General features: G+C 46.4%; 9 protein-coding genes. All 9 read left to right on the forward strand.

Translation table 11 applies throughout. From position 1 onward, the window contains the following. The first annotated feature begins 107 nt into the window (after nt 1–107). Entirely contained in the window at nt 108–2,546 is a 2,439-nt protein-coding gene (locus tag Mcas_RS16560; protein ID WP_162176281.1) for an FG-GAP-like repeat-containing protein, read from the forward strand. A 127-nt stretch (nt 2,547–2,673) separates the two neighbouring features. After that, nucleotides 2,674–6,063 carry an Lcl domain-containing protein gene (locus Mcas_RS16565; RefSeq protein ID WP_052567008.1) on the forward strand — a complete coding sequence of 1,130 codons (3,390 nt, stop codon included), beginning with the start codon at nt 2,674–2,676 and terminating at the stop codon, nt 6,061–6,063. Between the two features lie 189 nt (nt 6,064–6,252). Next, on the forward strand, nt 6,253–8,070 hold the full coding sequence (locus tag Mcas_RS17530; RefSeq protein ID WP_081853700.1) for an FG-GAP-like repeat-containing protein: 1,818 nt from the start codon (nt 6,253–6,255) through the stop codon (nt 8,068–8,070). A gap of 189 nt (nt 8,071–8,259) precedes the next feature. Continuing rightward, nucleotides 8,260–8,994, forward strand: coding sequence for a Crp/Fnr family transcriptional regulator (locus Mcas_RS07825; protein WP_040334961.1), 735 nt, complete (start codon nt 8,260–8,262; stop codon nt 8,992–8,994). Nucleotides 8,995–9,237: 243 nt separating this feature from the next. Next, nucleotides 9,238–10,119 (forward strand): M23 family metallopeptidase, encoded by an 882-nt coding sequence (locus Mcas_RS07830; RefSeq protein ID WP_040334962.1) that lies wholly within the window; start codon nt 9,238–9,240, stop codon nt 10,117–10,119. A gap of 138 nt (nt 10,120–10,257) precedes the next feature. After that, nucleotides 10,258–11,262, forward strand: a complete 1,005-nt coding sequence (locus tag Mcas_RS07835) for a DUF8213 domain-containing protein (RefSeq protein ID WP_156033261.1) — start codon at nt 10,258–10,260, stop codon at nt 11,260–11,262. A 361-nt stretch (nt 11,263–11,623) separates the two neighbouring features. Then, nucleotides 11,624–12,421, forward strand: a complete 798-nt coding sequence (locus Mcas_RS07840; protein WP_040334964.1) for a CHAP domain-containing protein — start codon at nt 11,624–11,626, stop codon at nt 12,419–12,421. Between the two features lie 71 nt (nt 12,422–12,492). After that, entirely contained in the window at nt 12,493–13,188 is a 696-nt protein-coding gene (locus tag Mcas_RS07845) for a hypothetical protein (RefSeq protein ID WP_040334965.1), read from the forward strand. 134 nt (nt 13,189–13,322) lie between these two features. After that, on the forward strand, nt 13,323–13,997 hold the full coding sequence (locus Mcas_RS16570; protein ID WP_162176282.1) for a M23 family metallopeptidase: 675 nt from the start codon (nt 13,323–13,325) through the stop codon (nt 13,995–13,997). The last annotated feature ends 203 nt before the right edge of the window (nt 13,998–14,200 follow it).

The following is a 14,200-nucleotide window of genomic DNA, read 5'->3' on the forward strand; positions in this document are numbered from 1 at the left end:
ATTGCCTGATCGCTGCCTGTGGCTATTTCCTTGACTTTAGCCATTTAGCACGATCCGTTATTAGAATAAGCAGGCCGGTTTCACCGGTCATGCAGGGGAAGTATGGAGTGTTCAGTATAGGGGTGCTGCTCGTTATGATCGGAGCGTTGTGTCTTGGCAGCGCTGCCTACGCCGGTACCTTCAGCGTAGATCATGTCAATACCCGTCTGTTGACCGTGACAAAAACTGGAACCGGTACAGGGATTGTGACGGCATCGGCGGGTGTACTCCTTTGGAGTGGGACAGTTGGTGAGGAAAGGTATGCTCCTGGGACTAATGTGACGCTTACGGCTACCGTTACAACGAGCACGTCCACGTTTGGCGGCTGGTCGGGGTGCGATTCCTCATCAGGCAACCAATGCACTATAAAAATCTCCGGTGACAGGGACATAACAGCAACATTCAATGGCACGCCGGAGACATATATATCATCAAAGAAATTTGGCAACCCTGGCAGCGAAAATGGCCAGTTTAATTCGCCTGGCAAAATGGCAAAAGGACAAGGCCAGGGCGACCTGCTAGTCCTGGATGTCTACAACCATAGGGTACAGAAGTTTGACTCAGACGGCAATTACAAGGACGTGTGGGGTGGGTATGGCAGCTATAACGGTCAGTTTGATACGCCATCTGGCATAAGCATGTATTCATCCGGTTACGTGTACGTGGCCAATACCAACAACAATCGGATAGAGGTATTTGATACAGAAGGCGTTTTTATATCCTTTTTTGGTGGAACTGGCAATACAGATGGCCTGTTTAACTCCCCGCACGGTGTGGCCGTAGACTATGCCGGTAATATATACGTGGCAGATACGGGCAACCACTGGGTGCAGGAGTTTGACACGAATGGACGTTTTGTCAGAAGTTGGAAGGCTTCCGGCATAACTAAGTCTTCAAAAGCGCCAAAGGGGTTGAACCTGAAAACGCTCAGACAGGTCGATGATACCTTCTCTCCCGATGGGATAGCTATAGACAGGTCCGGTTACATATACGTGATCGATACATACAGCAAGTATATTATCAAATATGGTGCAAGAGGCGAGGTTGTGTCGTACTGGGGCGGTAGTGGCAATGGGAATGGTATGTTTGCTCATCCAAGCTCTATAGCGGTTGATAACCAGGACTACGTCTATATAACAGATACGCACAATAATAATGTGCAGAAGTTTTACAGTGACGGACAATTTGTATCGTCCTTCAACGGCGGCGGTATGGCCGATACGCTATTTGACCAACCAGATGGTCTGGCGGTTGACTACTATGGCAACGTCTTTGTGGCAGAGGCAGGTGCCAATCGCATCCAAAAGCTGACAAAGACCACAGAGACAAGACCGGCTAAGGTGACATATCTTGCTGCCACACATGCAACAGGCGGGGTTAGGTTGACTTGGGCTGGGGTTTTGGATGAGTATTCAATATCGAATGTTATGAGTTACAAGGTCTATTACGGCACGATAAACTTTATTGACGAGTCAAGCAGTGTGTTGGGCACGTCAAACAGCGATATATATGATCATATTGGGACTGTAAGTGGTGTAACCTATTATTACCGTGTCAGCGCCTGTAACTCTGCCGGCTGCGGTGAGCTTTCGGATATGGTGGCATACACGTTTAAGCATAATGTCCTGACTGCTGATTTCAACGGAGACGGTAAAAGCGACGTCCTGTGGCGCAATATGCTGACAGGAGATGTTGCAATATGGCGGATGAATGGTGAGACGATCCATAATGTAAACACGGTTATGAGGTTAGACCTCCACTGGCATATAGAGGGGATCGGTGATTTTGATGGTAACGGCAAAAGCGACATTATTTTGCGACACACGCAGACGGGTCTGTTAGTTATATGGTTTATGGACGGGGCGTCGATTGCGAACATCAAGGTTATTGGTAAAGTTGGCTTAGAAGAGCAGGTAGAGGGGATCGGTGATTTTGATGGTGATGGCAAAAGCGATATCCTCTGGCAAAACACACAGACGGGTGAATTTGCCCTGTGGGTGTCTATGTCCAGAGTGGAGGTGATTATGTCGGTGGGCCATAGTCGGCGCGTCTTGGCGGTCGGTGATTTTGATGGTGATGGCAGGAGTGACATCCTCTGGCAGAACACTATAAATGGCGATATAGAAATCTGGGCCATGACAGGGAGTTCTGTAAAGATTGCCAAAATATTGCCAAACATTACAGCAGACCTGTATTGGCACATACGGGATGTTGGTGACTTCAACGGTGACGGAACAAGCGATATTGTTTGGCAAAACGAAACAACAGGGCAGCTCTGTTTCTGGTTAATGAAGTACCTGACTATTGAAGGCGGAGGGTTCTACGGGCCGGTTGACAGTCAGTGGCAGATAGTGGGCGCCGGGGACTTCAACGCAGACAAGAAGCACGATATCGTGTGGCGAAACACCAAGACTAACGACATGTATCTATGGGTCATGGATGGCATTGCCATATCAAGGGTGGAGCTGGTGGTAAAAGGGTTGCCGGTAGAGTGGCGGAGTGAATAGGAAGGGATTACTTTGTGGGTATGAGTTTTTTGTTTAATCAGGGGCATCATTCAGAAATAGGTATCTGTGCTAAGTACCAGCCTTGCTGGATCACAGAGCCAGGACGCAAAACATTTCAGGAGGAAGTATGTTTGGACAAGAGAATAACCAAACAAGCGTGAAGTATCTCCAGTTTAACAGTGTGTTTAGCATAAGGGTGTTGTTTATGCTGGCGCTGGTTGCCGTAATTGGAGTCATGTGCATCAACAACGTCTATGCTGGAACCGTCCGTCTGCCGCAGACGGGGCAGACAGTGAGTTACGCATCAGGTGACGACGGTGCAATCAGGGCAGGAGTGGCCTGGCCATCTCCCAGGTTTATGGACAACGGCAACCAGACGATCACTGACAAGCTTACGGGGCTGGTCTGGACAACAGAAGCAGGGACGACAACTTTGGGCAGTTGTCTCGGTGGGCCTAAGACTTGGCACGCAGCGCTGGATTACGTGGCCTGCTTAAATACCGCCAACCACCTTGGGTACAATGACTGGCGGCTGCCGAATATTAACGAGTTGCAAAGTCTGATTGACGGTCAAAGGGATAATCCGGCGCTTCCATCAGGTCATCCCTTTCAACATGTGCAATCTAATGGGTCATATACGCTTAGATATTGGTCATCCACTGCCCTTGGTTATGCAGGAACGGAATATGTGTGGACTCTCATCATAAGTGATGGTTTCGTGGCATATGCTCATATGAATAATCAATATGACGTTTGGCCGGTACGGGGGGCTAATGGGCCTATCTTCCCGGCTATGACGTTTCAGACGGGGCAGACAGTGAGCTACGCATCAGGTGACGACGGTGCAATCAGGGCAGGAGTGGCCTGGCCGGACCCCAGGTTTACTGACAATGGCAATCAGACGCTTACTGACCAGCTCACAGGGCTGGTCTGGCCAAGTGATACCGGTACGCCATCCGTGAACACTTGCACAGGCGGTCAAATGACCTGGCAAGCAGCGCTGAGTTATGTTAGTTGCCTTAATGCCAACAACTACCTTGGCCATAACGATTGGCGGCTACCAAACAGAACAGAACTGCGGAGCATAGTTGATTTTGGAATGTTTTCCCCAACGTTTAAATATCCCTTTTATAACGGCGATGGAACTTCCTATTGGTCATCCAGTACTTGTGCCAGCAGTATGGTATCTGCATGGATTATCGCTCCATACGGTCCGGTGGAAATCAGCCAGAAAGCAGGATACTTTCTAGTTTTGCCTGTACGTAACGGTGCCGTGACACCAACATGTACAAGCTACTCAATCAACCCAACGAGCAAGAGCTTCCCATCCTCCGGCGGCACCGACAGCGTGAGTGTAACTGCAAACACCGGTTGCACATGGACAGCAGCAACTAACGTTGCCTGGATAACAATCAACGCCGGTAGTTCCGGCAGCGGCAACGGCTCGGTAAGCTATACGGTGGCAGCCAACACAGGCACGAGTTCTCGAACTGGTACGATGACAATAGCAGGGCAGGCCTTTACCGTAACCCAGGCTGCCGTGACACCAACATGTGCAAGCTACTCAATCAACCCAACGAGCAAGAGCTTCCCATCCTCCGGCGGCACCGACAGCGTGAGTGTAACTGCAAACACCGGTTGCACATGGACGGCAGCAAGCAACGTTGCCTGGATAACGATCAACGCCGGCAGTTCCGGTAGCGGTAACGGCTCGGTAAGCTATACGGTGGCAGCTAACAGCGACACAAGCCAACGCACCGGCACAATGACCATTGCCGGGACAACGTTTACGGTAACGCAGGAAGCCAAACAAGATTGCTCAAACATAACAATCGCTCCAACGACCAGGAACTTCTCATCGTCCGGAGGTTTTGACAGTGTAAGCGTAACGGCAAACACCGGTTGTACGTGGAGTGCCTCAAGCAATGATACCTGGATAACGATCAACGGTAACAGTGCAGGTACCGGCACAGGCGCAGTGAGTTATACGGTGTCCTTCAATAGCAGCACGAGCCAGCGCACCGGTGCAATGACGATAGCAGGGCAGACCTTCACGGTAACGCAGGACGCACCCAAACCAGACTGCACGAGCTACACAATCTCCCCAACGAGTAAAACCTTCCCTGCCACCGGTGGCACCGATAGCGTGAGCGTAACGACTAATGCCGGTTGTCAGTGGGCAGTCTCAAGCAATGATACCTGGATAACGATCAACTCCGGTAATTCGGGCAGTGGCAATGGTTCGGTGAGCTATACGGTATCAGCCAACACGGGTGGCAGTTCCCGTTCCAGTTCAATGACCATAGCAGGGCTGACATTCGAGGTAACACAGGATGGTACAGGTATTCAGGTAAAGCTCACGGTGGCAAAACAAGGCACTGGCGATGGTGTGGTCACTGCGGCCCCCGGGACTATCACCTGGAGCGGCAAGAGCGGCACGGCGTCGTTTGACACGGACACATCCGTTACCCTAACGGCATCGCCCGCACTGGGTTCGACGATCAAGGGTTGGACGGGCTGCGACCTGAATATCGGCGCTAACCAGTGCATGGTCACAATGTCCGCCGACAAGAGCGTTTCCGTTGAGTTCGACGGCGGCAGCTCCGGCAGGCGGGTCAGGCACGACTTCAACGGTGACGGCCATGCCGACGTCTTGTGGCGCAACACCGCAACCGGCGAAGTTGCGATCTGGCTGATGGACGGCATGAAGATAAACGGCGGCAATTTTGTCGCCAGGGGCGTGACAGCGGACTGGGACGTCAAGGCAATCGGCGACTTTAACGGCGACGGCAAGGCCGACGTCCTCTGGCAAAACACCGCTGGCGATGTCTACATATGGATTATCGAGGGCGCCGTCATAAAGACCGGTGGATATGCCGTGCGCGGTATGCCTGGCGAGTGGGAGGTCACTGCCCTTGGCGATTTTAACGGCGACGGCAATGACGACATCATGTGGAGAAACGCCAACTCCGGCGACGTCTACGTCTGGTTTATGGACGGGACGAATATAAAGACAGGCGGTGGTTATGTCGTCAAGGGCATGAAGTCCGAGTGGGTGATCAAGGCTATAGCCGACTTCAACGGCGATGGCAAGAGCGACGTCCTCTGGCGCAACACCACAACCGGCGATGTCGCTATGTGGTTGCTGGACGGTCTGGGCATGTCAACGGGCAACTACGTTGCGCAGGCTGTTCCCGACAACTGGCAGATCAAGGGCATTGACGACTTTGACGGCGACGGCAAGGCCGATGTCCTCTGGCAGAACACCGTAACTGGTGACGTCGTTCTCTGGTTCATGGATGGGCTTAGTATAGTCAATGGCGGTTACGTGCAGAAGGGTGTGCCTCACGACTGGCAGATCAAGGTTGTTGGGGATTACAGCGGCGATGGCAAGGCTGACATCCTCTGGCAGAACACCGCAAGTGGCGACGTATACATGTACATCATGGACGGCAAGACTATGTTCGATGGCGGCATGGTGTCATTTGGTCTCTCCGGCGACTGGCAACCGAAATAACGAAGAAGAAGAAAGGGAAAGAAGGGAGGGCTTTGCCCTCCCTCAGACCCACCCACAAGGGAGCACGGCCCCCTTGACCCCGTAAAGGGCGTGGTTGATTGGGTTGGGGGGTGGTAAAACTTTAGTGGATAGAACAGGTGGCCGGTTTTACTGGCTCTACAGAAACAAATAAGTAACGTTGGAGGAAGTATGTTTGGAATAAGGGCGTTGTTTACTCTGGTGGTGATTGGAGCCATGTGTTTAAGTGACTTTGCAGTAAACGCATTTGCCGAAGACTATGTTTTTGTAACCCAGTGGAACAGTTTCGGCGCTCCCACCGGGATAGCGGTAGACAACGTAGGTAATATCTATGTCTCTGATCAGGGCAACACCCGCGTACAGGAAATTACATCAGGTGGTGCATTTGTAACCCAGTGGGGTAGTTACGGCAGCGGGGATGGGCAATTTTTAGGCGGTCCATGGGGTGTAACGTTAGACAGCGCAGGCAATGTCTATGTGGTTGATACAGATAACAGCCGTATCCAGAAGTTTGACTCAACCGGCAGGTTTATAACCAAGTGGGGTAGCAAAGGCAGCGGAGATGGGCAGTTTGATCGTCTCTTGGGGATGGCGTTGGACAGCGCAGGCAATGTCTATGCGGCTGATGCAGGTAACGGTCGTATTCAGAAGTTTGACTCAACCGGCAGGTTTGTAACCAAGTGGGATAGTAGCAATTACCCACGGGGGCTTGCTGTAGACAATGCAGGCAATGTCTACGTAACTGATGTAATGTACAACCTTATCCAGAAGTTTGACTCAACCGGCAGACTTATAACCGAGTGGGGTAGCCAGGGCAGCGGAGATGGGCAGTTTTATTTGCCCACCGGGATAACGTTAGACAGCACAGGCAATGTCTACGTGGTTGATTCTGGTAACAATCGGATTCAGAAGTTTGATTCAACCGGCAGGTTTATAACCAAGTGGGGTAGCAAAGGCAGCGGAGATGGGCAGTTTGAGAGTCCATTGGGGATAGCGTTAGACAGAGCAGGTAACGTCTATGTGGCTGATTCATCTAACGGTCGTATCCAGAAGTTTGCCCCTTCAGGCTCCGATAGTAAGGTCAAGAGCGATTTTAACGGCGATGGTCATAGCGACGTTCTCTGGCGCAATACCAAGACCGGCGACGTCTATATCTGGTTTATGAATGGTGCAACAATATTCGGTGGAGGTTATGTGGCTAAAGGCATACCGTTGGACTGGCAGATTATGGCTGTCGGTGATTTCAACGGCGACGGCAAGAGTGACGTTTTGTGGGAAAACACCACAACTGGTGATATAGTAATATGGCTTATGAATGGCATAACAATATCTGGCGGAGGTTATACGGTTAAGGGTTTACCGTTAGATTGGACGATTACTAAGTCAGTCGGCGACTTTGACGGAGATGGTAAAGCGGACGTATTGCTCCGAAACTCAAGTGGTGATGTTGTCATCTGGCTTATGGATGGTATATCTATAAAATCCGGAGGGTATGTAGCCAAGGGTTTACCTACAGAATGGACGATTAGAGGTACAGGCGACTTCAATGGAGATGGCAAAAGCGATGTCTTATTGCTTAACCATACTACAGGTATGGTTTACATATGGCTAATGGATGGTACAAAGATATCCGGTGGTGGTTCTCCTGCCACAGTTAATATGTCATCTGGTTGGTTTCTTCTATATACAGGCGATGTTGACGGAAATGGCAAGAGTGACATCTTGTGGCATCAAATCGGTGACGGTATAGTTTACATATGGCAAATGAATGGTGCGGCAATATCGAGCGGTGCTTCTCCTGGTACGGTTAATATGTCATCTGGTTGGTTTCTTCTATATACAGGCGATTACAACGGTGACGGCAAGAGCGATGTTTTATGGCAAAATAGAAACACTGGTGAAATCGTTTTATGGCTCATGGATGGCTCTTCAGTATCTGCTGTCATGTCTGTTGTGAGAGAGATATCCAGCGATTGGCAGGTTTTTTAGACAGGGCAGTGATGAGCACCCATCGGTGGCGATTTTGTGCATAAGAGAGGTACCTTGCAACTGGCAGATCAAGGTCGCGGGGGCTGTCTCCTGGCAGCCCCTTTCCTGGCCAAAGACGGTCTATATACAAAAAAAGTACGGATGAGGGTAGTGTGTTTTAGATGCCGCCAATAGTTATAAGGAGGTCAAATGTTAAAGGGGTTACACAACAACGGTAAACAACGTCAGTTTGTTGACACAAAAGAGGTGTTAAAGCACTTTCCGTTTTTGTCATTTCTGAATGATATCGAACCAGGGCAAGTTGGGGGGCTTTCTATAAAATCCTTCCGCAAGAATCAAACAGTGCTTTCATATGATGATACTGAAGACTTCATGTATATCATATTAGAGGGAAAACTAAAGGTTCTTTGCGCCAGAAGAGATTCCGAAAGAGACCTGTTAATCGCAATACATGATGCCGGTGAATTCTTTGGCGTTGTTTCTGCAATTGATGGCAAGGTAACACCATCTGAGATCATTGCAATGAAGGACAGCACCATACTGTTCATTAGAAAAGAGCATTTTTTCAGTATGATTGATACCAATAAGGAGTTCAGAGACGGTTTAATCAAAATGTTATGCCAGTGGTTGCGTTGTGCTTGGGATAAACTTGAGATCATAAGCTTTGATAAGGTATTAATCCGGTTAAAGTATTTTCTCTTAATGGTCTCGGAAAAGGGCAGGAATACCACGGACGGTATAGAAATAGACCTTAACAGGAACACATTGGCACAAGTATTAGGGGTAAGGTATGAGGCCGTGATAAACAATCTCAAGATACTTAAACATCAAGGGATTATTATCAGAGACAACAAGGAGACTATTTGTATAAGTCACGATTTTGTAAAGAATCCTGATCCTTATATAGATGTTATACCTCTTTAGCGATAAATAACGGAGCATAAATGTTTAGAACATTAGGGTTAAGAATAATGGGGTCAAGGGGACTGGTCCCCTTGCGGGGGGTTCTGAAGGGGGGCGGAGCCGCCCCTTTCTTTCTTGCCTTAAAGTATAGTTACCATGAAATATAAAGAGGATACGATTGTGCGTTGACGCATAGTATGGCCTCTTTTGGGTGTGGTAGGATTAATTATAGAAACTAAATTAAATTTAAGGAGGACTGTAACAATGAAGAGATGTATGTCGAAGGTAGTATTGGTAGTAGTGATGTTGGTTGTGGTGTTTGCCGGGCAGATTTATGCCGAGGACACTTACAAGGCCCCGAGCATAACGTATAGCTACAGCAATGGTGTGTTCGGTATTATGGTTTTAGGGGTAAACTATGGTGCCGTCAGCGATTTTCTCCTGGATGATTCCTCAATAGGAGAGACGTTGAAAGAAATGGCAACCCAGGGGCAGCTTGTCGTTTACCAGTATACAGACTGGTTTTACATTGGCATCTACGTAACAGAGGAAGCGCTTGCGGAGTTTGCCGGAAATAATTTCCAGATTGCCTTATCGGAAGGGACAGTCCTCAGCAAGCCATTGCCGGAGGTCAGCAATTTGCTTCCCGCTTCAGAAGAGCCAAGTGCAAAAGTAGAGACCAAAGCATTTTATCCAATAAGCAGTAGTGAATATAGCACTTTAAGAAAGTGGGTGTTAGGTGCATCTGGGAAACCATCAGGAGAGTGGGGGCAAAAGCATAACGATTGGTGTAGTATATATCCGAACTGTCAACATCCTGGTGTTGACTATTCAACCGGAGGGAAATCCATTAAAGCCTCTGCCGTATGCGACGGTAAAGTAACAACAGTTGGAGGTAAATACGGCACTATCTGTATATACAATAGTAAGAAGAATAAAACCTTTTGCTATCTCCATATGTCCAGCTTTAACGGTTTAAAAGTTGGTGATGACATAAAAAAGGATAAGACTATTGGTATGACAGGAAATAAAGGTACAAAAAGCTACCATTTGCATTTTGAAGCCCGTAACGGGAAAAAAACAGCGGCTGCTCCAAGCTATTCTGAATCTATAAATCCATATGATGCAGCAAAATCCTGTCGATAAGCAATTTGACGACTACGATCGCTATAGCCGATAAGACAAATTGTACTGTAGAAAGTAGGTAAGAGATGGAGGCAGGTTTCATACCTGCCCTCAACAAGAAAAAACGTGGCTCTAATGAACACAACGAAGGAGGACAAGATGAAAGGACTAAAAAGGATTGGATTAGTGATGATGGTTATGGCCGTTTTATTGTCAGTGCCGATGATGGCAATAGCGGCGGTTCAGTTTTCCGAGGTGTCTGACAACAAGATTGTCGGAGCATCTGCAGATTTGGGGGTGACGTTTTCTGCCTTAACAGAGAATGACATGGCAATCATAGAACTGCAATTGAACAACAAAAGGATCACCGTACAAAAAGGATACAACGATAGAAGCCATGAACTGTATATACAAGGCATAAGTATTGAGAGTAATGAAATCGCAACATTAAGCCAGGAAGATTCAATATCTATCAGTAACTTACATTCAGAACTATTACAATATGCTGGATATAGTGAACTTGGCGATACTTTTCTTGACACACTTAATTTATTGAGCAGTTGGCCGGATACCATGCCTATTGTCTTGACAAAGGATGAAAAACATCCAGAAACTAAAGCATTAAGCAAAAGTCTTTGTTCCGACATCGGTAAAACCGTTAATGTTGCCTATCCTCCAAGTCCTGATAGTCTTGGAGGGAACTGGAAATCAGAAGCGACTTTTATTGGCACTAGTACTGCCGGTAAATGTGTAGGCCGTTGTGGAATAGGATGTGGTAGTAGCATAATTGGTAATGCAGATAAATATAGCGTGAATTGTTTAGTCCATGATGTTTGTGCGGGAAAATATGGACGTACTGCTAAAGCTTGTAATAAACTGTTTGAAGATGCCGCAGATGATTTTCTAGCGGGAAAGTCTTGTTCAAGAAAAGTGACTCCAACCACCGTAAACGTTAAGGTTGGTAAAACAGCAACCGCTACCGTTAATGGTGATACATCAACTTATGTAACAACTACATACTTTCCTCTTATTAGTTCAGCCAAGGCCACTGTCAAAGGCAACACCGTAACCATTACCGGCGTTAGGAAAGGGTCTAGCCGAATAGGTGTTAGTGGCACGAGTTTGGTTGGTACCACGTATATAGATGTAACTGTAAGCAAGTAAAGTTTAGGCCTATAAATTGAGCAATTTAGTAATAAATAACGGAGCATAAATGTTTAGAACATTAGGGTTAAGAATAATGGGGTTAAGGGGACTTCTTCGTGGCCGGGGTGGGTGCGACCCACTTGCGCCTCGCCCCTCCCCTTGCGGGGGAGGTCTGAGGAGGGGGCGGAGGGGGTAAGGCACCCCTGCCGTAAACCGCCCTCCTTCTTTTCTTCTGTTGTCATAGCTACTTATGCTCTTCTGCTTACCTCTTTAGCGATATAAAAAATCCTGAATTGTGCGTTGACGCATAGTATGGCCTCTTTTGGGTGTGGTAGGATTAATTATAGAAACTAAATTAAATTTAAGGAGAACTGTAACAATGAAGAGATGTATGTCAAAGGTAGTAGTGGTAGTAGCGATGTTGGTTGTGGTGTTTGCCGGACAGCTTTATGCCGAGGACACTTACAAGGCCCCGAGTATAACGTATAGCTACAGCAATGGTGTGTTCGGTATTATGGTTTTAGGGGTAAACTATGGTGCCGTCAGCGACTTTCTCCTGGATGATGTCTCAATAGGAGAGACGTTAGCACAAATGGCAACCCAGGGACAGCTTGTCGTTTACCAGTATACAGACTGGTTTTACATTGGCATCTACGCAACAGAGGAAGCGCTTGCGGAGTTTGCCGGAAATAATTTCCAGATTGCCTTATCGGAAGGGACAGTCCTCAGCAAGCCATTGCCGGAGGTCAGCAATTTGCTTCCCGCTTCAGAAGAGGCAAGTGCAAAGGCTGCTGATAAGGCTAATGTGTGTCAGTGTACAGACTATGTCAGGCTGAGAAAGGGGCTTCCTAAGAATGGCATGGGAGGTGCCCATACGTGGGATAATGGTTATCTCAAAAACAATGGATACAATCGGGTCAATGGACAACCTAAGAAGAACGATATTGTCGTATATGAGAAGAATTACGGAAGTGGTATTGATACTGCGAATGGTCATGTTGGGATTATCGATAAAAACGCCATTGACGATAAAAAAGGCAATTGGCGAATTGATGTCAGGGGTGCCAATCAAGGCGGAAATGAGTCAGAAACCGGTTGCAATAATGTAAGCACTTTGAAGAACAGGACAGTTTCTAAAGCCAAAGTCAACAAGACTATATCTTTCTGGAGAAAGTAAGGAAGAGTAAATAGGATGGGGCAGGTTTCATACCTGCCCTAATATAAACACTTAGTTTAAGGAGGTTTAACATGAACTCAACAAAAAGAAACGTGGCTCTAATGAGCACAACGAAGGAGGACAAGATGAAAGCAACAAAGAAAGTAATGTATGTGAGGTCGTTTTTAACGGTGGTGTTTTTGATGGTTTTTGTATTGCTGCCAGTGGTGTCAATGGCAGAGGAAGGAAGTCTAACTTTACCTGAATTAAGTTACTCCGTGGATGGCAATAATCTCGTAGTAATTGCTGACAATATACCTTTAGATACCATAACCTCTATTACGGTGAATAGTTTTGCTATTACGGATATTCTTTCAGTTATGGTAAAAGAAGGTTCAGCTAAACTTGAAGAAACAGAGCAGGATACAAGCACTCTTGTCTCTGTGGATATATATAACCTACAGACAAAGTTAATGTTGGCATATCCAAATATAGACATCATAAACCAAGAGTTTGTTTTTGGTATTATGCTTACTAAAGGTGTCACTATTTCTGTGCCAATTTCAATTCCGAATGAACTATCGCATATGGCATTTAGGGCATCATCTGACAAAACATTTGGCCTCCCAACTACCGTGGCTGAGAATAAAAAATGTGGATATAGAAGTACAGAATGTGCAAAACCTGGATATCAACATACAGCGGATGTTCTGGGTTTTGACTGTAAAAAATCGTGTAACCCCTTGACACTAAACGATTATTCAAAATTGATAGTGTCTACATTTTAAAATTCTTTGCTATATTAATAAGTTATCATGAAATGTATTATACCATGCCTCACTAATAAAATCAAGTTTTAGTGTCTACGTGTTTACACATTTTCTTTTATAAAACCTTATATTTAAAGGAAGTAAGCCTTTTTTTGCGCAGAACATCCGATACAGGTATTGATTACTCTGGTTTTGGTACTGCCGTAGCTACAAGCTCTGGTACTGTGGTAGTAGCAGAAACACTGAGCAGTAAAGATCATGGGATGGGGAATAATGTCATTATACAACATGACAATGGAATCTATAGCTCTTATTCACACCTTGCCTCTATCGATTCAAAGATAAAGAAAGGTAATACTGTTTCAAAAGGACAGACTATAGGTACAATAGGAGGATCAGGTTATGGAAAAACCAATTACTGGGGAACTCATCTTCATTTTGAAATAAAAACATGTGGTAAAAGTAGTTCCTGTAGTAACGGTCAATTTTGGGGATATACATCAGGTAACCCTGATGATTATGGTTACAAGAATCCAGCGAATTACATAGGAAGTGGTTCAACTCCATCCCCTACGATTAGCTCAATAACCCCGACATCAGCCAAACTCAATAAACTCACTAAATTTACCGTATCCGGCAAAAACCTAACCTCCGGTATGAACTTTTCCTTAAAAGATTGCAAAGAAAACGGTAAAGGGGATTTAGGTGGCAATTCTTCATCATGGAATTTTCAATGTACACCAAGCAAAACAGGTACTAAAGATGGGGATATCAAAGACAAGAGAGGTAAGAAGATATTTACCTTTAAGGTAAAGGTAAACAAATAAGGTAAAACTGTCCTCGATGATATTCAAATAAGTAAACATGAGGATTGTCTGAACCATGATTACACAGATTATAGGATTTACAGGAAAAAGGGATAAGACCTTTTTTTTACAAAATCCTGATAATCCCTTAATCCGTTAAATCGTGGTTCAGACATCTTTAATTGCAGGGATTGGAATATGACATTGTCAAGCTAAATAAAATG

The sequence above is a fragment of the Candidatus Magnetobacterium casense genome, assembly GCF_000714715.1.
GTDB classification, from domain to species: domain Bacteria; phylum Nitrospirota; class Thermodesulfovibrionia; order Thermodesulfovibrionales; family Magnetobacteriaceae; genus Magnetobacterium; species Magnetobacterium casense.